This is a genomic window from Streptomyces sp. NPDC031210, from assembly GCF_055570395.1.
The window spans coordinates 54,528-77,072 of record NZ_JBVIHH010000021.1; the positions used below are offsets into that span (position 1 = coordinate 54,528).

The following is a 22,545-nucleotide window of genomic DNA, read 5'->3' on the forward strand; positions in this document are numbered from 1 at the left end:
CGGTCAGGCGTCCTCGGGCAGTTGGTCGTCCGTGCCCCGGCCGTCGTCCTCGCGCAGGTCGAGGCCGATGTCGAGGATCGGGGAGGAGTGGGTGAGGGCGCCCACGGCCAGGTAGTCCACGCCGGTCTCCGCGTAGGCGCGGGCGTTGTCCAGGCTCAGCCGGCCCGACGACTCCAGCATGGCCCGGCCCGCGACCAGCTCGACGGCCTCCCGGGTCTCCTGCGGGGTGAAGTTGTCCAGCAGGATCAGGTCGGCGCCCTCGGCGAGGATCGGCGGGATCTGGTCGAGCCGGTCGACCTCCACCTCGATCGGCACCCCGGGGAACTCCGTCCGCACGGCCGTGAACGCCGCGGCGACGCCGCCCGCCGCCACGACGTGGTTGTCCTTGATCAGCGCCGCGTCCGACAGCGACATCCGGTGGTTGACGCCGCCGCCGCAGCGCACCGCGAACTTCTCCAGGGCGCGCAACCCCGGCGTCGTCTTCCGGGTGTCGCGGACCCTGGCCTTGGTGCCCTCCAGGGTGTCGGCCCAGGCGCGGGTCGCGGTCGCGATGCCGGACAGCCGGCACAGGATGTTGAGCGCGCTGCGCTCGGCGGTGAGCAGGTCGCGGGTGCGGGTGGTGACGCTCAGCAGCCGGGTGCCGGCCGCCACCCGGTCGCCGTCCTCGACGTGCCGCTCGACGGCGAACTCGTCGGTGCAGACGATCGACAGGACCGCCTCGGCGATCCGCAGGCCGGCGACCGTTCCCGCCTCACGGGCCGTGAAGTCGGCGGTGGCCACCGCGTCTTCGGGGACCGTCGCCACGGTCGTGACGTCGACGCCCTGGTCGAGGTCCTCCTCGATGGCCAGGTGCGCGAGGTCCTCGACCTGTACGGGGTCGAGGCCCGCGTCCACCAGGCGCGCGGCCAGGTCGGGGTCCAGGCCGCAGGACAGCGGGTCCAGCTCGTAGGCGCCGTCGTCGGGGCCGCCACCGCAGCCGCAGGCGTCGCCGCAGCCGCCGCCGGTGGGGGCGCCGCCGGAGGGCCCGCCGATCTGGAGGAGGGGGAGGTCGTCGGGGGTGCTGCTCACGGGGTGGGCTCCGTATCGGGGGAAGAGGCGGTTCGGGAGGAGGAGGGGTGCGCGGGGGCGGGGGTGAGCGGATCCGGAGGCACGGTCGCCGGGAAGCCGGCGGTTCGCGTCGTACGGAGGCTCAACGCCCGGTCCACGCCGAGGGTGATGCGGAAGTGGCGGCGCCAGGCGGCGTCGTCCCGGTCGGGGTGGTCCTCGCGCCAGTGGCAGCCACGGGTCTCCTCGCGGCGCCGCGCCGCGGCGACCAGCACCCGTGCCACGCACAGGAGGTTGGTCGCCTCCCATGCCTCCACGCCGGGCTCGGGGGGCTTGGCGCACGCCTCGGCCGTGGTCGCCCGCGCCGTCGGCCGGCCCGTGTCCGACGCGTCGGCCGTCGCGGTGGCCGCGCGGTGGAGGGCGTCGAGTTCCGCGGCGGCCCGGGCCAGGCTGTCGGCGCTGCGCAGCACGCCCGCGCCGGCCGTCATGATCCGCTGGACGGCCGTACGGGTCTCGGGGGCGAGCAGCGGCAGGGTGACCGGGCCGGCGACCGGGCCGTCCGTCGCCGCGGGTGCGGCGGGGGTCGCGGGCACCGTGGGGTCGGTGGGGGACGTAGCGGCAGTGGGGGCCGCGGGGGCGGTGGGGGACGTGGGGGTGGCGGCGATGTCGGCGGCGATCCGCTCGGCGAACACCAGCCCCTCCAGAAGGGAGTTGGAGGCGAGGCGGTTGGCGCCGTGCACGCCGGTGCAGGCGACCTCGCCGCAGGCGTACAGGCCGGGCACCGTCGTACGGCCGCGCAGGTCCGTACGGATGCCGCCGGAGGCGTAGTGGGCGGCCGGGGCGACCGGTATCGGCTCGGTGACCGGGTCGATGCCGTGGCCGCGGCAGGCGGCGAGGATGGTGGGGAAGCGGGTCTCCCACATCTCGGCGCCGAAGTGCCGGGCGTCCAGGTACATGTGGTCGGCGCCCTGCTCCTGCGCCCGGCGCATGATCGCCTTGGCGACGATGTCGCGCGGGGCCAGCTCGGCGAGTTCGTGCTGCCCGACCATGAAGCGGGTGCCGTCGGCGTCCACCAGATAGGCGCCCTCGCCGCGTACCGCCTCGGAGATGAGCGGCTGCTGCCCCTCCGCGTCCGGCCCCAAATACAGGACGGTGGGGTGGAACTGGACGAATTCCAGGTCGGAGATCTCGGCCCCGGCGCGCAGCGCGAGCGCCACGCCGTCGCCGGTGGAGACGGCGGGGTTGGTCGTCGCGGAGAACACCTGGCCCATGCCGCCGGTGGCCAGGACCACCGCGGGCGCGCGCACCGCGCCGACGCCGTCGTGCTGGCCCTCCCCCATGACGTGCAGGGTCACGCCGGACGTACGGCCGGCGTCGTCGGTCAGCAGGTCCAGCACCAGCGCGTTCTCGATCGTGCGCAGCCCGGCGGCGCGGACCGCCTCGACCAGCGCGCGGGAGATCTCCGCGCCGGTGGCGTCGCCGCCGGCGTGCGCGATGCGGCGGCGGTGGTGGCCGCCCTCGCGGGTGAGCGCTATCTCGTCGCTGCCGGGCGCGGTGTCGAAGCGGGCACCCGTGCTGATCAGCCGGTGCACGGCGGCCGGGCCCTCGGTGACCAGGGCACGCACCGCGGCCTCGTCACACAGGCCGGCGCCCGCCACGAGGGTGTCGGCCAGATGCTGCTCGGGGGTGTCCCCCTCGCCGAGCGCCGCGGCGATGCCGCCCTGCGCCCAGCGGGTGGAACCGTCGTCGAGGCGCGCCTTGGTGACGACGACCGTCCGCCGGCCGGCCGCGGCGCAGCGCAGCGCGGCGGTCAGCCCGGCGACGCCGGAGCCCACGACGACGACGTCGGCGTCGATGGACCAGCCGGGGGCGGGGGCGTTCAGGCGGATGCCGGCGGGGGCGGGGCCGGCGGCACTGCCGGGGCCCGGGCCGGTGCCTTGTCCGGCGCCTTGTCCGGTGTCTTGTCCGGCGCCTTGTCCGGTGGCGGTGCCTGTTCCGGGGGCGGTCATCGGGTCGCTCCGAGGGGGCCTTGGGGGGTGGTGGGTGGAGGTGTGGGGAATGCGGGGGACGTGAGGGGTGCGGGGGACGCCCCGGCTGCTCGGGCCGTGGCCGCCGGCTCCTGGGCCGTCGTGGCACCGAAGGTGAGGCGGATGTTGTCGATGAGGCGGGTGGTGCCGACCTTGGCGGCGACCGCGAGCACCGCCTCACCCTGGTACGTGTCCGGGATCTCGGTGAAGTCGGACGGGTCGACCAGGGCGACGTAGTCGAGCGCGAGCGGCGGGCGCAGGCGCGCGGCCTCCTCCAGGACCGAACGGGCCGCGGCGCGCGCCACGGACGGGCCGTGCGGCGGCCCGGCGGAGACGCACGCGACGGCGTGCGCGTCGGCGGCGGCCCGGTCCTCGCCGAGGGCGGCCAGGGCCGCCGAACGGTCCTGCGTCCGGGGCCTGGTGGACGCGGCGCGGGCGCGCAGCGCCTCCTCGGCCGTCAGCCGGTCGCGGGCCGCGAAGAGCGCCGCGGACAGCGCGAGCGCGGTGCGCCGCTCCGCCACGGAGAGGTAGCGGTTGCGGCTGGAGAGGGCCAGCCCGTCCTCTTCCCGGACCGTGGGGACACCGACGATCTCGACGGGGAAATTGAGGTCGGCGGCCATCCGCGTGATCACGGCGAGCTGCTGGGCGTCCTTCTGCCCGTACAGCGCGATGTCCGGCGCGGTCAGGTGCAGCAGCTTGGCGACGACGGTCAGCACCCCGTCGAAGTGCCCGGGCCGGCTGGCGCCTTCCAGCAGCTCGCCCATGGGGCCCGCGCTGATGCGGACCTGCGGTTCCCCGCCCGGATAGACCTCGTCGACGGACGGGGCGAAGACCACGTCCGCGCCCGCCTCGCCGGCCAGCACGAGGTCGGCGTCCAGCGTCCGCGGATAGCGGTCGAGGTCCTCGCCGGCGCCGAACTGGAGCGGGTTGACGAAGACCGTGACGACCACCTGGCCGTGGGCTCCGACCCGTGTGCGGGCGGCCCGGATCAACGTGGCGTGCCCCTCGTGCAGCGCGCCCATGGTCATCACGACGGCCCGCGCGCCACCGCCACGCGGCAGATCGCGCAGCTCGGCGGCGGAACGGACGAGCCGGGTGGAGGGGGACGGCGACGGGGACGGGGACGTGGGCTGGGGCTCGTTCGGCGGGGGGCCCTGGTGGGCGGGCGGGCGGGGGTGCGCGGCGGTCATCGGTCGCCTCCCTGGGGGCCATGATCGGGGGCGTCGGGGCCGTCCTGGTCCTGGGAGTCCGGGCCGGGGGCGTCCGGGCCGTCCTGGGAGTCGTCGGGTCCGGTCTCGGCTTCCGGCTCCGGCGCGCGCTCCGTGGTCCCGGGCTCCCGCCCGTCGTCGAGCAGGCCGCGGGCCGTGGCGTCCCCCCGGCCGGAGGACACGTCGGCGAGCACGTCGAGCAGGTCCTCGGCCAGCTCCGGCTTGAGCAGGCCGCTCGCCAGTGCGCGGTCCGCGGTCGTACGGGCCATGGCGAGATACCCGGCGACGCTCTGCGGCGCGTGCTTGCGCAGCTCCTCCACATGGGCGGCGACGGTGCCCGCGTCCCCGCGCGCGACCGGCCCGGTCAGGGCCGCGTCACCGGACCGCAGCGCGTTGTCCAGGGCCGCGCCGAGCAGCGGGCCGAGCATCCGGTCCGGAGCCTCGACGCCGGCCGCGCGCAGCAGCTCCATCGACTGGGCGACCAGCGTGACCAGGTGGTTCGCGCCGATGGCGAGCGCCGCGTGGTAGAGCGGACGGGCGGATTCCGCGATCCATTCCGGCTCTCCGCCCATCTCGATGACGAGGGCCTCGGCGGCCATCCGCAACTCGTCGGGCGAGGTCACACCGAACGAGCAGCCGGCCAGCCGCTGCACGTCCACGGGTGTGCCGGTGAAGGTCATGGCGGGGTGCAGCGCGAGCGGCAGGGCGCCGGCGCGGGTGGCCGGGTCGAGGACCGCGGTGCCGAAGCGGCCGGAGGTGTGCACGAGGAGCTGCCCGGGCCGTACGGCGCCGGTCTCCGCGAGGCCGCTCACCAGGCCGGCCAGGGCGTCGTCGGGGACGGTCAGCAGCACCAGATCGGCGCGGGCGAGCACCTCGGCCGGTCGGACCAGCGGCACGTCGGGCAGGAGCGCCGCGGCACGTCGTACCGAGGCGTCGGACACCCCGGAGACGGCGACCGGGCGGTGCCCCGCGAGCTGCAACGATGCGGCGAGGGCAGGCCCGACACGGCCTGCGCCGACGACTCCGACGGTGAGCCGGGCGGGGCGGTCCTGGGCCTCGGTGGGTGGGAGTGCGTTCACGCGGCGATGGCCTTCCGTTCCAGTCCGCGGGGGGTACCGGACGATTCGTGGCCATGCTACGCGAGTGTTTCGGGCGGGCCGGAGAGCTGTACGGAAGGTGAGACGGGGGTCTCGATCGGGAGTTATCCACAGGGGTCGCGGCCGTGCGCGGGGCTGCGCCATGATCGGGGCAACGGGAGAACGGAAGGGCAGGTGGGGGCCGTGGAGGGGGCGGACGGCACGGGGCGGACGAGGTCTGCGAAGGGGGCGGACGGCACGGAGCGGACAGGGACCGCGACGGAGGCCGACGGCGCGGGGTGGACAGGGGGCGGGAAGCGGGTGGACGACGCGAGCGGGAAGGGCTCGGCCGGGGCGGGGAGCGGCCGCGGCCGGCGGGCGCCGACGCGAGAGCGGCTGCTCGCCGCGTGGCACGGCTCGGAGCGGATGCTGGCGGCCGGCCCTTCCGGCGAAACGCTCCGCGAGCGGCTCAGTCGGCTGATGGCCGACGCCCCGTCCGTGTACGACCTGGACGACTGGACCGACCTCTACGGCAATGACGACGGCCCGGTCGGCGAGCTGGAGCGCCGGACCGCCGACGCCCTGGGCACGGCGGCCGCCGCCTTCTTCCCGACCGGCACGATGGCGCAGCAGATCGCGCTGCGCTGCTGGGCGGGGCGCACGGGCAGCCCGACGGTGGCCGGGCACCCCATGTCACACATGGAGGTGCACGAACGCGACGCGTACGCGGTGGTGAGCGGGCTGCGCATGGTGCATCCGACGAGCGAACCGCGCCCGCCGACCGCGGACGAGATATACGACCTTCAGGAGCCGTTCGGCACCCTGACCCTGGAACTGCCCCTGCGGGACGCGGGATTCGTCCTCCCCACGTGGGACGAGCTGTCGGCGACGGTGCAAGCGGCGCGCGACCGCGAGGCGGTGGTGCATTTCGACGGCGCGCGCCTGTGGGAGTGCGCCCCGCACTTCGGCCGCACGCTTCCGGAAATAGCCGGCCTCGCGGACAGCGTCTACGTGTCGTACTACAAGTCGCTGGACGGGATATCGGGCGCGGCACTCGCGGGTACGGAGGACTTCATCGAGGAGGCGCGGGCCTGGCGGCACCGGTACGGCGGCCAGCTTTTCCAGCAGTGGCCGGCCGCGCTCACCGCCCTCGCCGGCCTGGACCGGGAGCTGCCCCGGCTGCCCGGGTACGTGCGTCACGCGAAGGTCGTCGCGCGGGCGCTCCAGGACGGCCTGGCCGGGGCCGGCGTGCCGTGGTCCCGGGTGCATCCCGCCGTCCCGCACACCCACGAGTTCCAGGTCTGGCTGCCCTACGCGGCCGAGGCCCTCAACGAAGCCGGTCTGCGGCAGGCGGAGGAGACACGGACGACGCTGTTCCGCAAGTGGTTCGAACCGGGCCTGCCCGGTCTGTCGATGACGGAGATATCGGTGACCGCCTCCGCGATGCACTGGTCACCTGAAGACATCCACACGGCCCTGACGGACTTCCTGCGGCGCGTCGACAGGTAGGGCCGTCGGGGAGACGTCGGGGGACAGTCCCCCTGTGCTGGGCCATGCCCTGGCCGAGACCTTGCAGCCGGGCTATGCCCTGGCCGAGACCTTGCAGACGTGCGAGACGCGGGCGGGATGCGTGGGATGGGAGGCGGGGGTGGGGGCGGGCGTTGTGGCGGAGGCGGGCGCGGCCGTGTGACCGGAGGCGGGAGCGGCCGTCGGGGCGGGGGCGACCGTCTGCCCGAGGGCGGCGCGCCCGACTGGCCGGAGGCGGGCGCCGCCGTCGGGCCGGGGGCGGCCGTCACGCCGAGGCCCGGCGCGGCCGTGTGACCGGAGGCGGGCGCCGCCGTCGGGCCGGGCGTGCCTGTCTAGCCGGGCGCGACCGTCCGGCCGGGCCCCGGCGCCGCCGTCCGGACCGGGCCGGGCGCGGTGGTGGGAGCGGTCGCGGGGCCCGTAAGGGCCGGTGCGGCGGGGGAAGGGTGGGAGGCGCGGGGCAGGAGCTTTCGGGCGCTTGCTCGTATGGCGTGCCAGGCGCGAGTGGGGAGGGGGTGGGTGGGGGCGGGGGCGGGGGCCCGGTGGGAGAGGCGGCGCCACCGCCGGATTTCGCGGGCGGTGCGGACCGTCCCCGCGCCGGGCAGGGTCGGTGCGGCTTCGCCTCGTTGGGCGGCGCGGTAGGTGTCGAGCAGGTGCTGCTGGCTGGCGTTCATGTCCTCACTGTGGGGCGGCGGGCCGCTCCGTGGCCCGCCGATTGACGAGAGCCGTCAATCGACGATCGTCCAGGGCGCGGCCTCGCGCATGATGTGCGCATGGCCAACGTCATCGACATCACCGGGCTGCCGCCGGAGCGCGTCCTGTTCGCCCCCTCGCCCCTGGCGGAACTGGGCGCGGCGCTGCACGCTCTGTCCGAGCCGGGGCACCATCCCGGCCTGCACGGCTGGGTCACCGCGACCACCGCCGGGCTGAAAACCGACCTCGCCGACCGCCTGTGCGAGGCCGACTTCCTGTGGCGGTCCTCCCGCTCCGACATCCTCCTGCCGCCCCGTCCCGGGGCGACGCTGGCCGAGGAGCTGGACGCGATGGACCTGATCGACGACGAGCGGTTCGTGGCCGCGGCGTTCGAGATCACCTGTTCGACGAGTTACACCCGCTGCACGCCGTCGCCGCTGGTCGACGCCACCGAGCGGGCCCGCGTACGGGAGATGGCCGCCGCGCGCGGGCCGCACCAGGCGGCGTTCACGGACCGCATGCTGACCGACCCGGACGGGCTGCGGGTGTGGCTGCGCCGGCTGCTGGAGGATTGCGAGGAGGCGTTCTTCGGCGACATCTGGCGACGGGTGGGCATCCAACTGGCCGCCGACGCCCGGCACAAGACCGAGTTGATGCGCCGCAAGGGCCTGGCCGAGACGTTGCCGGCGACCTCGGCCGCGCTGTCCCTGGAGGAGGCGCAGGACGGCAGCGGCGGGGCCCGCATCCTGGTCGACAAGCTCGCGAGCGGTCGTACGACGGCGTTCGCGAGCGCCACCGATCCGGGAGTCACGTTCGTGCCGACGTCGTTCGGCTGGCCACATCTGTTGGTCAGTCACGCGCCCGGCTGGCGGCCGGTGATCCAGTACCCGGTCGCCAGCCCGGAGTTGCCGGCCCCGGCCTCCCTGGAACTCGTACAGCAGCGGCTGGAGGCTCTGGGGCATCCGATGCGGATGCAACTGTGCCGGACGCTGTCGCGGGGGCCGCATACGACGGGGGAGCTGGCGACGGCGTTCGGGATCACGGCGCCGGAGGTCTCGCGGCACATCGCGACGCTGAAGAAGGCCGGGTTGATCCAGACGCGGCGGCGCGGGCGGTATGTGCTGCACCAGCTCGACCTCCAGGTGGTGGCGCGGCTGGGCAGTGACTTCCTGGAGGGCGTCCTGCGCTGAGGGCGCCACGGCCGGCGCCGCGTCCAACCTCCCGCACCGCACCGGCGCCCCTTCCAACCCCCCGCTCCCGCGCCCGCACCGGCGCCGCCTCCCGGCCCCCGCGCCCCCGCCCGCACCCGCGCCGCCTCTAACTCCCCGCGCCCCCCGCCCGCACCAGCCCCGTCTCGTACGCCAGCACCACCGCCTGGACCCGGTCGCGGAGGTTCAGCTTGGCGAGGATGCGGCCGACGTGGGTTTTGACGGTGGCCTCGGAGAGCACCAGCTTCGCCGCGATCTCGCCGTTCGACAGGCCCTGGGCGACGAGCAGGAGCACTTCCCGCTCGCGGTCGGTCAGCCGCGCCAGTTCGGGGCGCACCGGGGCGCCGGAGGTGTCGGGCAGCATGGGCGTGAAGCGGTCGAGCAGCCGGCGGGTGGTGGACGGCGCCACCACCGCGTCGCCGCTGTGCACGGCCCGGATGGCGGCGAGGAGTTCGTTCGGCGGCACGTCCTTGAGCATGAAGCCGCTGGCCCCGGCCTTCAGCGCGGAGAACGCGTATTCGTCGAGGTCGAAGGTGGTCAGGATGAGGACCTTGGGGGCGCCTTCCTTCTGCCCGCCCTCGCAGATCCGCCGGGTGGCCTCCACACCGTCGAGATGCGGCATCCGCACGTCCATGAGGATCACGTCGACCTGAGTGGCGCGCAGCACCTCCAGGGCCTGCAGGCCGTCCCCCGCCTCAGCGACGACCTCCATGTCGGGCTGCGCGGCCAGCACCATCCGGAAGCCGGTGCGCAGCAGCATCTGGTCGTCGACGAGCATCACGCGGATGGTCATACGGGGGTCCCTTCAGGAGTGGGGTTACAGCGTACGGAGGGGGTTCGAGCGGCGGGCCCACCCGCCATCAGGCGGGCCGCACCCGCCCTCACAGGAGCCGGCGACCGGCGCTCACCGCTCCGGTTTGAGGGGCAGCACGGCACTCACCCGGAAGCCGCCGCCGGGGCGCGGCCCGGCGTCCAGGCTGCCGCCGACCATGCCGACGCGTTCGCGCATCCCGATGAGGCCGTGCCCGAGGCCGTCCGCGCCGCCCTCTTCGTAGAGCTCGTGGCGCGCGCCGCGTCCGTCGTCCTCGACGAGCAGGTGGAGATCGCTCTCGCGGTAGGCGAGGCGTACGGTCGCGCCGACGTCCGGGCCACCGTGTTTGCGGGTGTTGGTGAGGGCTTCCTGCACGATGCGGTACGCGGTCAGCTCGACGCCGCTGGGCAGGGAGCGGGCCTCGCCCTCGACGCGGAAGTCGACCGGGAGTCCGGCGCCCCGGACCTGGTCGAGGAGGTCGGCGAGCTGTTCGACGCCCGGCTGGGGGACGTATTCGCCGCTCTCCTGCTGTTCGCCGGTGCGCAGGACGCCCAGCAGCCGGCGCATTTCGGCCAGGGCCTGCCGGCCGGTGCCGGAGATCGTCTCCAGGGCCTGGCGGGCCTGGTCGGGCGCGGCGTCGAGGACGTAGGCGGCGCCGTCCGCCTGGACGACCATCACCGAGACGTTGTGGGCGACGACGTCGTGGAGTTCGCGGGCGATCCTGGCGCGTTCGGCGGCGACGGCGATGCGGGACTGTGCCTCGCGTTCCTTCTCCAGCCGGGCGGCCTTCTCCTCCAGTTGGGCCCAGTAGGCGCGGCGGGTGCGCATGGAGTCGCCGAGCACCCAGGCCAGGACGAAGGGCACGGTGAGCAGGCCCGTGAAGAACAGTGCTTCCCACAGGTGCCGGCCGTCGGGCGCCTCCCCGAAGCGCCAGAGGGAGAGGGCGGGGGCGGCGAGGCCGCCGACGAGGGCGAGGCGGGAGGCCCAGCGGGTGGTGGAGGGGGCGGAGGCGACGCTGTAGATGATCACGAGCATCGCGAGGTCGGCCGGATTCTGGCCGATGCGGAAGATGAGCTGGGCGATGCCGATGGCGATGGTCAGCAGCAGCATCTTCTCGGGCGCCTTGCGGCGCAACGCGATGACCAGGCACAGGCCGACGGTGAAGAGGGCGCCCAGGAACGCCTGTGCGCCGTGGAGGTCGGAGACGACCCACAGGCCGCTGAACCCGAGGAGGAGGACGGCCCAGAAGGTGTCCACTCCGGTGGGATGCCTGCGGAGGAAGTCATAGAGACGCTGCACGTAACCCAGCGTAGGCAGGCGGAATAGGTGTACGGGTCAACCGGAGGAGCGATCCTGCGCGCCGGGCGTACTCCGCAAGGTGGAGACGCCCTGCGCCGCGGTGTCGGCCGAGGTCGGTCCCCCGGTAGCCGGGCGGGTGAGCCGGGGCGGACGAGGCCAGGGGCTGAGCCCTCGCCGGCAGGTGGACCATGGCCGGTGTCCGCCCGCGCGTGGCGTGGCGGGGCGGCGAACGTACCGTGGGGTGGTGACGACTGGGCGTGGGACGGGCGAGTGGTGTGGCTGGCGGGAGGCGGCGGAGCGGGCGCTGTACGGGCCGGACGGTTTCTACACCCGCCCCGGCGGACCGGGCCCGGCGGGCCACTTCCGCACCTCGGTGCACGCCTCCCCCCTTTACGCGCGGGCCGTCGCCGCTCTCCTGTGCCGCGTCGACGATGCGTTGGGGCATCCGGAGGAGCTGGCCCTGGTCGATGTGGGCGCCGGGCGCGGCGAGCTGCTGACGGGGGTGCTGGACGTGCTGCCGGAGGCGGTCGGGGCGCGGGTGCGGGCCTGCGCCGTCGAGCGGGCCGCGCGGCCGGCGGGCCTGGACGGGCGCGTGGAGTGGCGGGCCGGGCTGCCCGAGCCCGGTGCGCTGTGCGGGCTGCTGTTCGCGAACGAGTGGCTCGACAACGTTCCGGTGGATGTCGTGGAGGCGGACGCGGACGGCGTGGTGCGCCGGGTGCTCGTACGGGCCGACGGCGCCGAGCGGCTGGGCGAGCCGGTCGACGGCGCGGACGCGCGGTGGCTGGAGCGCTGGTGGTCGCCGCCGCTGCCGGCCGGTGCCGTGTTCGCCTCCGTCGCCCCCCGCTCCGAGGACGCCGCCGTCCTCTCCCCTGCCGGAGGCACCTCCGCCCTCCCCCGTGCCGAGGACGCCGCCGTCCCGTCCGCCGGGCTGCGGGCCGAGATCGGCCGGCCACGGGACGCCGCCTGGGCGCGGGCCGTCGGTACGCTGCGCGCCGGGCTCGCCGTCGCCGTCGACTACGCGCACGAGCGGGGCGACCGGCCGCTCTTCGGCACCCTCACCGGCTTCCGTGAGGGCCGCGAGGTGCGGCCCGTCCCGGACGGTAGCTGCGATCTCACCGCGCATGTGGCGCTGGACGCCTGCGCCGGGCCGTCGGCCGAGCGGCTGACCCAGCGCGAGGCGCTGCACGCCCTGGGGGTGAGCGGCCGGCGCCCGCCGCTCGCCCTGGCCTCCAGCGATCCGGCCGCCTACGTACGGGCCCTCGGCGCGGCCGGCGCGGCGGCGGAACTGACCGATCCGGCGGGGCTGGGTGGCTTCGGCTGGCTGCTGGAGCCGGTGGGCGCGGCGTGCGGGGGGCTGCTCGCGCGGTAAGGCACCGCCGAACCCCCACCGTCATCCCACCCCCGGACACCGAACTGCGAGACTGTTCCCATGACGGAGACGACGGTCGGCATCGGCGGCGCGGCGGAGAGCACCGACATGGTGCTGAACATCGGCCCGCAGCACCCCTCCACGCATGGTGTGCTGCGGCTGCGCCTCGTCCTGGACGGCGAGCGCATCCAGCACGCCGAGCCGGTGATCGGCTATATGCACCGCGGCGCGGAGAAGCTTTTCGAGGCGCGCGACTACCGGCAGATCATCATGCTCGCCAACCGCCACGACTGGCTGTCGGCGTTCTCCAACGAGCTGGGCGTGGTGCTGGGCGTCGAGCGGATGCTGGGCATGGAGGTCCCCGAGCGGGCGGTGTGGACGCGGACGCTCCTGGCCGAGTTGAACCGCGTCCTGAACCACCTGATGTTCCTCGGTTCCTATCCGCTCGAACTGGGCGGCATCACGCCCGTCTTCTACGCCTTCCGCGAGCGGGAAGAGCTCCAGAGCGTCATGGAGGAGATCTCCGGCGGCCGGATGCACTACATGTTCAACCGCGTCGGCGGCCTCAAGGAGGACCTGCCGGCGGGCTGGCTGGGCCGGGCCCGGCACGCCGTGTCCGAGGTCCGCTCCCGGATGGACGTCTTCGACAATCTGGTCCTGGGCAACGAGATCTTCCGCGGGCGTACGCGCGGCATCGGCGTCCTCTCGCGTGAGGCGGTGCACGCGTACGGCGTCTCCGGGCCGATCGCCCGCGCGTCCGGTGTCGACTTCGATCTGCGGCGCGACGAGCCGTATCTCGCCTACGGCGATCTTCAGTCGACGCTCCGGGTCGTCACCCGCCAGGAGGGCGACTGCCTGGCCCGTTTCGAGTGCCTGCTCGACCAGAGCCACAACGCGCTCGATCTGGCCGACGCCTGCCTGGACCGCATCGAGGAGCTGCCGCCGGGCCCGATCAACCAGCGGCTGCCGAAGGTGCTCAAGGCTCCCGAGGGCGCGACGTACGCGTGGACCGAGAATCCGCTCGGCATCAACGGCTACTACCTCGTCTCCAAGGGGGACAAGACCCCCTACCGCCTGAAGCTGCGCTCGGCGTCGTACAACAACATCCAGGCGCTGACGGAACTGTTGCCGGGCACGCTGGTCGCCGACATGGTCGCGATCCTGGGGTCGCTGTTCTTCGTCGTCGGCGACATCGACAAGTAATCGACAAGTAGGCGACGGGTGAGCGCCTCGGTTGGCCCCGCCCGCCTCATCCACATCCTGTGGATAACTTTCACCCGGCCTGGTCGAGGCCCCTGCGTCCGGACGTGAAAAAGGTCTCCCCGGGCGCGGATGCGCGCCCGGGGAGACCTCGCCTGTCTGTTACGGGGCCCGGAGACGGCCGGGTCCGCGCCGCGCCGCCTACGAGATGGCGCGGCGCAGCACCGCGACGTCGAGCTGTTCGGTCTCGTCGTGCGCGGTCAGGTCGATGACCGCGCCGATCCCTTCCGCGGAGGAGCCGTCCGCCGGCACCTCATCGGCTGACGCATCGCCAGGCGCCGCGTCGGCGGTCCGCCCGCCCTCGGCCGGCCCGCCCTCGGCCGGCCCGCTCTCGACCGATCCGGCCTCGGCCGATCCGGCCTCCCGTGTGCGGGCCAGGAAGAGGGCCTGGGCGCGCGCCGACTCCTCGGCGAGCGCCTCGTCGCCGACCACGTCCGCCAGGTCGTCCTCCAGGGGTGCGGTCAGCCGGCGGGGCTCCGCGGGGAGCGCGGTGCCGAAGAAGTCGAAGCCGCCCTGGGCGCGGGACGCGGCGGGGCGGGCCGGCGCGACGGCCGCCGCGGCGGCGGGAACGGTGCGGAGCGCGGGGGTGGCGGCGGAGTCCGTACGGGCGTGGCGCGCGGGGGCCGCCTGGGGCTTCCCCTGGCCGCTCTCACCGTCCTGGCTGCCTCGGCGCTCGCCCACGCCACCGGCGCCGCCGTTCTTGGGCGTCCGCGCGGCGGTACCGGCACCGGCACGCTGCCGGGCGGCGTTACGGGCCAACTGCCGCAGCGCCTGGTCGGCCTGCGCGTAGGTGGCGTGGACCGGAGCTCCCGCCCGGCCGTCGGCGGCCGCGTCGGCCGCCGGCCTGCCGGTCTGGGCCAGGCGCAGCTCGCCGGCCGGCGGCAGGGCCCGGGCCGGGGTCGCGGCCTCGATGGCCAGGAGGCGGCGGCCCTCCAGGGCGCTGGCGCGTTCGGTCTCGGCGGTGGCGTAACGGCGCAGCAGTTCGGCGTGCTCGCTGCGCAGCCGGGCCAGTTCGGCGCGCTTGGCGCGCAGTTTGCCGTCCAGCGCGACACGGATCTCGCGGGACTCCTCGACATCCGTTTCGAGCTCGGCTATCCGTTCCTCGGTCCGCCACTCGTCGCGCACCCGGGCGCGGGTGAGTTCGGCGACCCGCCGGCCGGCCTTACGGTCCCAGGTCCGCAGCAGGACGGCGCCGGTGATCGCGGCGGCCGCGGCGCCCGCGGCGAGTACCCGTTGGACCAGGTCGTCGCCGACGAACCACGCGCCCGCGGCGCAGGCGACCGACGCACTGGCGACCGCTGTGGGAGGAAGCAGCCGGTGGAGGGGTGGTGAATGGCGGTGGCGTCCTCGTGGCATGGCCAGAAACTTACCGTGCGTGCGGGACCTATGGGGCCCCGCCCGCGAATCCGTTTCCCGCTGGTTACTTCTTCAGCAGGCCCTTGGCCTCCAAATACGCCTGCGCGACATCCGCGGGCTTGAGTCGCTCGGCATCGACCTTGCGGTTCAAGTCGATCAAGTCCTTGGTGGTCAGGGTGCGGGTGAGCGCGTCGAGAGCGGTCGCTATCGCCTTGTCACCGGCGCTCTTGGCATTCACCACCGGCACCACATTGTCGGCGTTCTGGAGCTTCTTGTCGTCCTGGAGAAGGACCAGCCCGAAGTTGTCGAGCGTGGCGTCCGTGGTGGTGGTCAGGACGAGTTGGTCGGTGCCCTCCTTCACCGCCTGCTTGGACTGCGGGGTCCCCACTCCCTTGGGATCCAGGGCCGCGATGTCGATGCCGTAGGTCTTCTCCAGTCCCGGCTTGCAAAACACCCGCGTCTCGCACTCCTCACCCGACGCGAGCCTGATCTTCTGCTTCGACCTGCCGAGGTCGGAGAGCGTCTTCAGCTTGTGCTCGGCGGCGAATTCCTTGGTGACGGCGAAGGCGTTCTGATCGGTGGCCTCGCCGACCGCCAGCACCTTCAGACCGCGCGGCCCGGCGAGCTTCTTCAGGGCCGCCATCGTCTTGTCGATGTCACTGGAGGCGACGGGCTTCGCCTTGTCGCGGTTCTCCTTGGCGTTGAGGAATTCCGCGAGTGTGGAGGCATATTCGGGCACGACATCGATCTGCCCCTTCTCCAGGGCCGGTTCATACAGCTCGCGATTGGCCAGCGTCTGCACACGCGCTCGGTAACCGGCGTGGGAGAGGACCTTGGAATAGATCTCGGCGAGCACCTTCGACTCGGTGAACCCGGCCGAGCCGACGACTATCTCGCCCTTGCCGCCACCCCCGCCCTTGCCGCCACCCCCGCCCTGGGCGCCGCCCTTGGCCTCCAGACTCTGGCCGCCGCATGCGGTGAGGCCGGCCGCCAGCGCGAGGACGGAGCCCGCGACGAGGGCGGTGCGCGACGCGCGCGACTTGCTGCTCATGGAATTCACCCTTCGGTTCGTTGGAATCTTCGGGAGGTGCGCTAAAGGCGGTACGTGCGGACGTGCGGGGTACGCGGAGGGGCAGGCTGCTTCGCGAAGCGGGCGCACCGCGTCAGGCGGGTTCCGCGCACGCGGCCGCGTCGCCTTCGCGGCCCGGTGGCCCGTCGGCCTTCCGGCCCTGCCCCCCGCCCCGGCCCCGGCCCGCCGTACGCGCGCCGCGCCGCCGCCCCCGCATCGGGTCGCACATCCGGTCCACCAGGACCAGCACGCCCTCCACCGTGAGGGCGAGGACGGCCACCAGCAGCGCGCCCGCGACCACCTGGGCCGTGTCGTAATTGCCGAAGCCCGCGGTGATGATGCGGCCCAGACCGCCGCCACCGGCCAGCGCGGCCAGCGTGGCCGTCGCCACGACCTGCACCGTGGCGGACCGCAGCCCCGTCATGATCAGCGGATAGGCGAGCGGTATCTCGACCCGCCACAACAGTTGGGGTCCCGACATGCCCATCCCCCGCGCCGCCTCGACCACATCGCGGTCCGCCTCGCGCATGCCCAGATAGGCGTTGGTCAGCAGCGGCGGCACCGCGAAGAGCACCAGCGCGATGATCGTCGGCCAGTCCCCCCGGGTGCCCAGCGGACTGAGCGTCAGCAGCACCAGGACGGCGAACGTCGGCACCGCGCGGCCCAGGTTGGAGACGTTGACGGCCAGCGCCCCGCCCTTTCCTATGTGTCCCAGATACAGCGCCACCGGCAGCGCTATCAGGCAGGACAGCAGCAGGCACAGCGCGCTGAGCCACACATGTTCGCCGAGGCGGTGCCAGACGCCTTTCTCACCGGCCCAGTTGGCGGCCGTCGACAGCCACAGCCAGGCACCCGTGATCGCTTCCATCTCTCAAGCCCCCGCCTTCGCCGTACGGGTCGCGCGACGCGCCCGGCTCCGGGCCCGACCCCGCGTCCAGGGAGTCAGCAGCCGCTGAAGGCCCATCAGCAGCACATCGGCCGTCAGCGCCAGCAGCACGCACAGCACCGACGCCGTCAGGACCTCCGCCTTGAAGAACCCCTCCAGACCGCTGGCTATGAGATTCCCCAGGCCGCCGTAGCCGACCACGGAGCCGATGGTCGTCATCGCCACCGTCGAGACCGTGGCGATCCGCAGGCCGGCCACCACGGCGGGCAGCGCGAGCGGGAGCTCCACCTCGAACAGCAGGCGCGCGGAGCCGTAGCCCATCCCCCGGGCGGCCTCCCGCACCTCGGCGGGCACGGCCTGCAGCCCGGCGAGGATGTTGCGTACGAGGATCGTCAGCGAATACAGCACCAGGCCGGTGACCACCACCGAAGCCGAGACCCCGAACACCGGTGTCAGCAGCGCGAACATCGCCAGGGACGGGACGGTGTAGAGCACCGTCGTCAGCCCCAGGACCGGTCCCGCCACACCCCGCCACCGCCGGGCCACCAGGGCCAGCGGAAAGGCGACCAGCAGCCCGATGGCCACGGACACCGCCGTGATGCCGATGTGCTGGACGGTCGCGTCCATCAACTCCTGGCCGCGGGTGCGGACATACTCGCCGCAGATCCACTCGTTGGCCTGCAGACAGCCCGGACCGGCCACCTGCACACCGCTCTGTGCACTCACCCGTCGTCACCTCCCCCGCCCTGTCGCTCACACCGTCGGTGACTGTCTGCGACCCTATCCCCCACCACTGACAATCGGCCCGGCCCGCCATCCTCGCGCAACACCGCGTTCACGCCCGCCCGTCCACAATGGGGAATCATGATCCGCTTCGAGCACGTCACCAAGAGCTACGCCGACGGCACCACCGCCGTCGACAACCTCTCCTTCGAGGTCGCGAGGGGCGAACTGGTCACGCTCGTCGGACCCTCGGGCTGCGGCAAGACCACCACGATGAAGATGGTGAACCGGCTCATCGAGCCCACCAGCGGCAGCATCCACCTCGACGGCGAGGACATATCCGCCATCGACCCCGTGGAACTGCGCCGCCGGGTCGGCTACGTCATCCAGCAGGTCGGCCTCTTCCCCCACAAGACCGTCCTGGACAACACCGCCACGGTCCCGCACCTTCTTGGATGGCCGCGCAAGAAGGCCCGCGCCCGTGCCGCCGAACTCCTCGACCTGGTCGGCCTGGACCCCTTCACCTACGGCGACCGCTATCCCGACCAGCTCTCCGGCGGACAGCGCCAGCGCGTCGGCGTGGCCCGGGCACTGGCCGCCGACCCGCCCGTGCTGCTGATGGACGAGCCGTTCGGCGCGGTGGACCCCGTCGTGCGCGAACACCTCCAGAACGAGTTCCTGCGCCTGCAGTCCACGCTCCACAAGACGGTGCTGTTCGTCACCCATGACATCGAGGAGGCGGTCCGGCTCGGCGACCGCATCGCCGTCTACGGGGCCGGCCGCATCGAGCAGTTCGACACCCCCGCGACGGTCCTGGGCGCGCCCGCGAACCCGTACACCGCCGCGTTCGTCGGCGCGGACCGCGGCCTGAAGCGGCTGTCCGTCACCCCCGTGGAGCCCGGCGACCTCGACCAGCCCCCGGTCGTCCGCCTCGACGACCCCGCGGTGGGCGCCGCCGCCAGGCTGGCCGCCGAAGGGGCCGCCTGGGCCGTCGTCCTGGACGACGGCGGGGCGCCGCACGGCTGGGTGGCGGCGGCCGCGCTCACCGCCGGGCCGGGGGACGCGGCCGGCTCCCGGGACGCGACCGTGCGCGACCATGCCCGCCCGATGGACGCCTGGCTGCCGCTGGGCGCCCCGCTCAAGCAGGCGTTCAGCGCGATGCTCCAGCACGACGCGGGCTGGGTGGCGGTCCTCGACGGCGACCGCTTCGCGGGCGTGCTCACCCCCGCCCAACTGCACGCGGCCCTGCGCCGCTCGACCACGGCGGACGCGAGGAACGTCCCGCGCGCCGAAGTGGCCCTGGATTCCGTCCCGGACGCCTGATCAGAAGGCGCGGGGGCCGGTGTCCGATCCGGAAGCGCGCGAGCCCGTGCCCGGGCGCCTGGTGGCGATCGAGGCGCCACCCGGCCCTCAGACCGCCGTCGCGCCCGACTGGTCCTCGTCCTCCGGGAGCTTGCAGACCCGCTCCAGGAACAGCGCGGCGGCCACCACCGCCGCGCCGGCCAGCACCGAGAGGCCGGCGTAGATCGCCTGGTCCCGGCGCGGGGCGAGGTCCAGCCCGGACGTCAGCAGGTAGACGCCGACGCCGCCGTACAGGCCCGCCACCAGCGACGCCACCAGGGCGCTCGCCTGGCCGAAGACCACCGCGCGGGCGGCCACCAGCGGATCGACGCCCTTGGCGTCCGGCCGCCGCTCCCGCTGTGCCCGCAGCCGCGACCGCAGGGAGAAGGCGGTGCCCGCCAGCAGCGCGGCGATCAGCGCGAGCACGATAGGCGCGGCCACCGGCACGCCCGGGAGGGTGTCCAGGGAGTCCCAGAGCCGGGCGCCCGCCCAGGCGAGCACCCCGGCGGCCAGAAACAGCCCGACCAGCACCTTGATGTGTAGCTGCTTCACCGAGCGATCGCCCCTCGCGCCGTCATGGCCGTCCTGCCGTCGCCGCCCACTGCCCTCATGGCCGTACCGTCCGTTCCTTACGCGTTCGTCCGCATCGGGCCGCTTTCCTCCGCATGGCGGCCGCCCGGCACCGGTACGTACGCGTTCCCGCCGCACGAAACCGGTCGCGTACCCATCCATGCCGCACGAAGCCGCCGGCTACGCCCGCGCGCCGCAGGGCGAGCGGCCCGCAACCCTAACGACTACTCCGGCAGCCGCAGTTCCAGGTCCGCGCGCGGCACGACACCCTCCTGGCCGACCGACGCCAGCAGCTCGGCCACCGCCCCGCGGCCGGGGACCTCGGCCGACGGGTCGACGTCGTGCCACGGCACCAGCACGAACGCGCGCTGGTGGGCGCGCGGGTGGGGCAGCGTCAACTGCGGGTCGTCGGAGACCACGTCCTGGTAGGCCAGGATGTCGACGTCGATCGTGCGGGGCCCCCAGCGCTCGTCACGCACCCGCTCGAAGGCCTCCTCGATGGCGTGGCCGCGCTCCAGGAGGGACGCCGGCGGCAGCGTCGTCTTGATCAGCACGACGGCGTTGAAATACGACGGCTGCGAACCGGGCTCGACGCCCCACGGCTCGGTCTCGTACACCGGGGAGACGGCCTTGACCCGCAGGCCCGGCGTGTCCTCCAGCGCGTCCACGGCGCCCTGGAGCGTCTCCAGGCGGTTGCCGAGGTTGCTGCCGAGGGAGATCACGGCGCGTTTGGGGTTGGACAGCGTCACGTCCGCGGCGTCGACCTGCGCCACCACGGAGGCGGGTACCGGCTGAACGGTGGGGTCTCCGACCTGCGGGCGCCGGGCGGCGGCTTCCTCGGAGGGGGTGGCCGGGTGACGGGTGGGGTTCATACTCGGCTCCGGGTGATGGTGATGGTCACGTCGTCGAAGGGCACGGTGATCGGGGCATCCGGCTTGTGCACCACCACCTCCACCTGCTGCACCCCCTCGTGCTTCAGGCACTGCTCGGCGATCCGTTCCGCGAGGGTCTCGATGAGGTCGACGGGCTCGCCCTCGACGACGGCCACGACCTCCTCCGCCACGACGCCGTAGTGCACTGTCTTCGCGAGGTCGTCGGACGCCGCAGCGGGCCGGGTGTCCAGGCCCAGCACCAGGTCCACGATGAAGGTCTGGCCTTCCTCGCGTTCCCGGGGAAACACCCCGTGGTGCCCTCGGGCCTTCAGCCCGCGCAGCGCGACACGGTCCACGCGAATCACTCCCATTGGTCCCACTGGCACCTCTGGCGCCACTGCTCATCGGATTCCGGGCACGCACCAGCACACGTCCGGCACACCGCCCTGCCGTCGAATCTACCTGCGAGCACCGACAACACTCGCCCACGGGGGCTATGGACAAGTCCCCGTCATGCTGCTAGCCGGCCGGAGGTCGTCCGCGCGGCCTCTTACCCGTGCCCCCGCGCCTCCACCCCTACCCGCACTTCAGTTGCCTCGAACGGGTTCGCCTCGGCCGTCACCGTGCCATCGGCCCATAACGGGCCCAAGGCACCGCACAGCCGACACGTCCCTACAGGCCGCCCGGTGCGCCCGTGTTCCCGTCCGGGCCGTTCTCGTCGGTGTCCTCGTCCTCGTCGTCGTCCTCGTCATCGCGGTCCGCCAGCACCGGCGACCCGTGGTGGGACCACACCCGCCAGCCGTCCTCCGTACGCCGGAAGACGTTCGTGGCCACGACCAACTGGCCGATCAGCGGCCCCACCGAGCCGTCGTCCTCCGCCGGACCACCGCTGAGAATGTTCTCCGTGCACGTCACCAGGGCCGTGTCACCGATGACATCGATCTCCACGTCGGTCAGGAAGAACTGGATGTACTCGGTGTTCGCCATGATCAGGGCGTACGAACGGAGCACCTCGCCGCGGCCCCGCAGTACCGGCCACCCCGGGTGGACGACGCTCACCTGGCCATCGAGCCAGAGCTCCGACAACGCTTCGTGATCGCCTCGCTCGATGGTCTCGTACAGGGTCGTGTTCGCCTGCTCGACCAGTTCGATGTCCGTCCGTGGGCCCAAGCCGCTCACACCGCTCCCGTCGCGTTCGCCGTCGTATCCGTCGTACCTGTGGTGCCGGCCGTGCCGGTTGGCTCGTTCTTGTCGGTCACATCCCGCGTCGCGGGCGTCCCGGGGACCCCGTCCGGTCTCGCGGAACCCTCTGCTCCGGTCGCGCTCTCCACCGCGCGGGCCACCCGCACCGCGTCCGCGCTCGCCCGCACCTCGTGCACCCGCACCGCCCAGGCCCCCTCTCGTGCCACGATCGCCGACACCGCCGCCGACGCGGCGTCCCGCTCCCGGGCCGGCGGCGGGGCGGCTCCCTCGTCGCCTGCCAGCACCCTGCCCAGGAAGCGTTTCCTCGATGCGGCCACCAGTAGGGGCCGTCCCAGGGCCCGCAGCCGGTCGAGGTGGGCGACCAGCGCGAGGTCGTGCGCGGCGCCCTTGGCGAAGCCCAGGCCCGGGTCGATGATGATCCGCTCCGGATCGACGCCGCCGGCCACCGCGCGCTCCATGCTCCGCCCGAGCTCGTCGACGACCTCGGTGACCACATCGGCGTAGACCGCCCGGTTGTTCATGTCGATGGACTGGCCGCGCCAGTGCATCACCACGAACGGCACCCGCGCGGCGGCCACCACGGGCACCATCGCCGGATCGGCCGCACCCGCGCTGACGTCGTTGACCAGCCGCGCACCGGCCGCCACGGCCCGCTCGGCGACCGAGGCGCGCATGGTGTCGACCGACACCACGACACCCGCCGCGGCCAGCTCGCGCACCACCGGGACGACCCGGCGCAGCTCCTCGGCCTCATCCACCCTGGCCGCGCCGGGCCGGGTCGACTCGCCGCCGACGTCCACCATGTCGGCGCCCTGCGCCACCAGGTCGAGACCGTGTTTGACGGCGAGCTCGGTGTCGAACCACTGACCGCCGTCGGAGAACGAATCGGGCGTGACGTTCACGACGCCCAGCACCGCGCAGCGGTCCCAGTCCGGCAGTCCGGCCACCCGGCCACGCAAGGTACTCATGGCACCAGCCTAGGCCGTGTGCCGACCGGCCGGATTGT

General features: G+C 73.8%; 21 protein-coding genes. 5 read left to right on the forward strand and 16 right to left on the reverse strand.

The genetic code is table 11. From position 1 onward, the window contains the following. Positions 1–3: 3 nt before the first annotated feature. From nadC to ACZ45Z_RS30005, 4 genes are read right to left on the reverse strand one after another with little or no spacing between them, the layout of a single operon-like run. Positions 4–1,068, reverse strand: a complete 1,065-nt coding sequence (gene nadC / locus ACZ45Z_RS29990) for a carboxylating nicotinate-nucleotide diphosphorylase (RefSeq protein ID WP_468368970.1) — start codon at positions 1,066–1,068, stop codon at positions 4–6. Continuing rightward, positions 1,065–3,053: an L-aspartate oxidase gene (locus tag ACZ45Z_RS29995; RefSeq protein ID WP_468368973.1), complete on the reverse strand. Its 1,989-nt coding sequence runs from the start codon at positions 3,051–3,053 to the stop codon at positions 1,065–1,067. The genes nadC and ACZ45Z_RS29995 overlap by 4 nt, the downstream gene beginning before the upstream one ends. Then, positions 3,050–4,261: a pantoate--beta-alanine ligase gene (gene panC / locus ACZ45Z_RS30000; RefSeq protein WP_468368975.1), complete on the reverse strand. Its 1,212-nt coding sequence runs from the start codon at positions 4,259–4,261 to the stop codon at positions 3,050–3,052. Before panC ends, ACZ45Z_RS29995 begins: the two co-directional genes overlap by 4 nt. Beyond that, positions 4,258–5,358, reverse strand: a complete 1,101-nt coding sequence (locus ACZ45Z_RS30005) for a Rossmann-like and DUF2520 domain-containing protein (protein ID WP_468368977.1) — start codon at positions 5,356–5,358, stop codon at positions 4,258–4,260. Before ACZ45Z_RS30005 ends, panC begins: the two co-directional genes overlap by 4 nt. Positions 5,359–5,676: 318 nt before the next feature. Between ACZ45Z_RS30005 and ACZ45Z_RS30010 the strand changes: the two genes are divergently transcribed. Beyond that, positions 5,677–6,864: a threonine aldolase family protein gene (locus ACZ45Z_RS30010; protein ID WP_468368980.1), complete on the forward strand. Its 1,188-nt coding sequence runs from the start codon at positions 5,677–5,679 to the stop codon at positions 6,862–6,864. A 350-nt stretch (positions 6,865–7,214) separates the two neighbouring features. Here ACZ45Z_RS30010 and ACZ45Z_RS30015 read toward each other — a convergent pair whose 3' ends face one another. After that, positions 7,215–7,553, reverse strand: a complete 339-nt coding sequence (locus ACZ45Z_RS30015) for a hypothetical protein (protein WP_468368983.1) — start codon at positions 7,551–7,553, stop codon at positions 7,215–7,217. Between the two features lie 99 nt (positions 7,554–7,652). Between ACZ45Z_RS30015 and ACZ45Z_RS30020 the strand changes: the two genes are divergently transcribed. Further along, positions 7,653–8,762: a DUF5937 family protein gene (locus ACZ45Z_RS30020; protein WP_468368985.1), complete on the forward strand. Its 1,110-nt coding sequence runs from the start codon at positions 7,653–7,655 to the stop codon at positions 8,760–8,762. Between the two features lie 127 nt (positions 8,763–8,889). On the opposite strand, the gene ACZ45Z_RS30025 is transcribed toward ACZ45Z_RS30020, so the two are convergent. Both ACZ45Z_RS30025 and ACZ45Z_RS30030 read right to left on the reverse strand, forming a co-directional pair. Beyond that, positions 8,890–9,573, reverse strand: coding sequence for a response regulator (locus ACZ45Z_RS30025; RefSeq protein WP_468368988.1), 684 nt, complete (start codon positions 9,571–9,573; stop codon positions 8,890–8,892). 111 nt (positions 9,574–9,684) lie between these two features. Beyond that, a complete protein-coding gene (locus tag ACZ45Z_RS30030; protein WP_468368990.1) occupies positions 9,685–10,890 on the reverse strand; it encodes a sensor histidine kinase in 1,206 nt (401 codons plus the stop codon). Between the two features lie 244 nt (positions 10,891–11,134). On the opposite strand from ACZ45Z_RS30030, the gene ACZ45Z_RS30035 reads away from it, so the two are divergent. Both ACZ45Z_RS30035 and ACZ45Z_RS30040 read left to right on the forward strand, forming a co-directional pair. Then, positions 11,135–12,259 (forward strand): SAM-dependent methyltransferase, encoded by a 1,125-nt coding sequence (locus tag ACZ45Z_RS30035; RefSeq protein WP_468368993.1) that lies wholly within the window; start codon positions 11,135–11,137, stop codon positions 12,257–12,259. A gap of 60 nt (positions 12,260–12,319) precedes the next feature. Next, positions 12,320–13,462: an NADH-quinone oxidoreductase subunit D gene (locus ACZ45Z_RS30040; RefSeq protein WP_468368996.1), complete on the forward strand. Its 1,143-nt coding sequence runs from the start codon at positions 12,320–12,322 to the stop codon at positions 13,460–13,462. Positions 13,463–13,660: 198 nt separating this feature from the next. Here the strand turns inward: ACZ45Z_RS30040 and ACZ45Z_RS30045 are convergent, their stop codons facing one another. The 4 genes from ACZ45Z_RS30045 to ACZ45Z_RS30060 form a co-directional block, all read right to left on the reverse strand. Next, on the reverse strand, positions 13,661–14,875 hold the full coding sequence (locus tag ACZ45Z_RS30045; RefSeq protein WP_468368999.1) for a hypothetical protein: 1,215 nt from the start codon (positions 14,873–14,875) through the stop codon (positions 13,661–13,663). A 64-nt stretch (positions 14,876–14,939) separates the two neighbouring features. Then, positions 14,940–15,926 (reverse strand): ABC transporter substrate-binding protein, encoded by a 987-nt coding sequence (locus ACZ45Z_RS30050; RefSeq protein WP_468369001.1) that lies wholly within the window; start codon positions 15,924–15,926, stop codon positions 14,940–14,942. Positions 15,927–16,038: 112 nt separating this feature from the next. Beyond that, positions 16,039–16,812, reverse strand: a complete 774-nt coding sequence (locus ACZ45Z_RS30055) for an ABC transporter permease (protein ID WP_468369003.1) — start codon at positions 16,810–16,812, stop codon at positions 16,039–16,041. A gap of 3 nt (positions 16,813–16,815) precedes the next feature. Then, complete coding sequence (locus tag ACZ45Z_RS30060; RefSeq protein ID WP_468369060.1) at positions 16,816–17,532, reverse strand: ABC transporter permease; 717 nt, start codon at positions 17,530–17,532, stop codon at positions 16,816–16,818. A gap of 162 nt (positions 17,533–17,694) precedes the next feature. On the opposite strand from ACZ45Z_RS30060, the gene ACZ45Z_RS30065 reads away from it, so the two are divergent. After that, positions 17,695–18,876: an ABC transporter ATP-binding protein gene (locus ACZ45Z_RS30065; RefSeq protein ID WP_468369005.1), complete on the forward strand. Its 1,182-nt coding sequence runs from the start codon at positions 17,695–17,697 to the stop codon at positions 18,874–18,876. An 87-nt stretch (positions 18,877–18,963) separates the two neighbouring features. Here the strand turns inward: ACZ45Z_RS30065 and ACZ45Z_RS30070 are convergent, their stop codons facing one another. The 5 genes from ACZ45Z_RS30070 to folP form a co-directional block, all read right to left on the reverse strand. After that, positions 18,964–19,446 carry a DUF3180 domain-containing protein gene (locus ACZ45Z_RS30070; RefSeq protein ID WP_468369007.1) on the reverse strand — a complete coding sequence of 161 codons (483 nt, stop codon included), beginning with the start codon at positions 19,444–19,446 and terminating at the stop codon, positions 18,964–18,966. Between the two features lie 242 nt (positions 19,447–19,688). After that, on the reverse strand, positions 19,689–20,336 hold the full coding sequence (gene folK, locus ACZ45Z_RS30075) for a 2-amino-4-hydroxy-6-hydroxymethyldihydropteridine diphosphokinase (RefSeq protein WP_468369009.1): 648 nt from the start codon (positions 20,334–20,336) through the stop codon (positions 19,689–19,691). Further along, positions 20,333–20,692, reverse strand: a complete 360-nt coding sequence (gene folB / locus ACZ45Z_RS30080; RefSeq protein WP_468369011.1) for a dihydroneopterin aldolase — start codon at positions 20,690–20,692, stop codon at positions 20,333–20,335. The genes folK and folB overlap by 4 nt, the downstream gene beginning before the upstream one ends. Positions 20,693–21,008: 316 nt before the next feature. Further along, positions 21,009–21,506: a nuclear transport factor 2 family protein gene (locus ACZ45Z_RS30085; protein WP_468369063.1), complete on the reverse strand. Its 498-nt coding sequence runs from the start codon at positions 21,504–21,506 to the stop codon at positions 21,009–21,011. Between the two features lie 5 nt (positions 21,507–21,511). Further along, entirely contained in the window at positions 21,512–22,507 is a 996-nt protein-coding gene (folP, locus tag ACZ45Z_RS30090; protein WP_468369013.1) for a dihydropteroate synthase, read from the reverse strand. Positions 22,508–22,545 lie beyond the last annotated feature (38 nt).

Coding starts and splice junctions, on each gene's coding strand:
- ACZ45Z_RS29995 (WP_468368973.1), bottom strand. CDS start 3,053: ATGACCGCCCCCGGAACAGGCACCGCCACCGGACAAGGCGCCGGACAA.
- panC (WP_468368975.1), bottom strand. CDS start 4,261: ATGACCGCCGCGCACCCCCGCCCGCCCGCCCACCAGGGCCCCCCGCCG.
- ACZ45Z_RS30015 (WP_468368983.1), bottom strand. CDS start 7,553: ATGAACGCCAGCCAGCAGCACCTGCTCGACACCTACCGCGCCGCCCAA.
- ACZ45Z_RS30020 (WP_468368985.1), top strand. CDS start 7,653: ATGGCCAACGTCATCGACATCACCGGGCTGCCGCCGGAGCGCGTCCTG.
- ACZ45Z_RS30025 (WP_468368988.1), bottom strand. CDS start 9,573: ATGACCATCCGCGTGATGCTCGTCGACGACCAGATGCTGCTGCGCACC.
- ACZ45Z_RS30040 (WP_468368996.1), top strand. CDS start 12,320: ATGACGGAGACGACGGTCGGCATCGGCGGCGCGGCGGAGAGCACCGAC.
- ACZ45Z_RS30045 (WP_468368999.1), bottom strand. CDS start 14,875: ATGCCACGAGGACGCCACCGCCATTCACCACCCCTCCACCGGCTGCTT.
- ACZ45Z_RS30050 (WP_468369001.1), bottom strand. CDS start 15,926: ATGAGCAGCAAGTCGCGCGCGTCGCGCACCGCCCTCGTCGCGGGCTCC.
- ACZ45Z_RS30055 (WP_468369003.1), bottom strand. CDS start 16,812: ATGGAAGCGATCACGGGTGCCTGGCTGTGGCTGTCGACGGCCGCCAAC.
- ACZ45Z_RS30065 (WP_468369005.1), top strand. CDS start 17,695: ATGATCCGCTTCGAGCACGTCACCAAGAGCTACGCCGACGGCACCACC.
- folK (WP_468369009.1), bottom strand. CDS start 20,336: ATGAACCCCACCCGTCACCCGGCCACCCCCTCCGAGGAAGCCGCCGCC.
- folP (WP_468369013.1), bottom strand. CDS start 22,507: ATGAGTACCTTGCGTGGCCGGGTGGCCGGACTGCCGGACTGGGACCGC.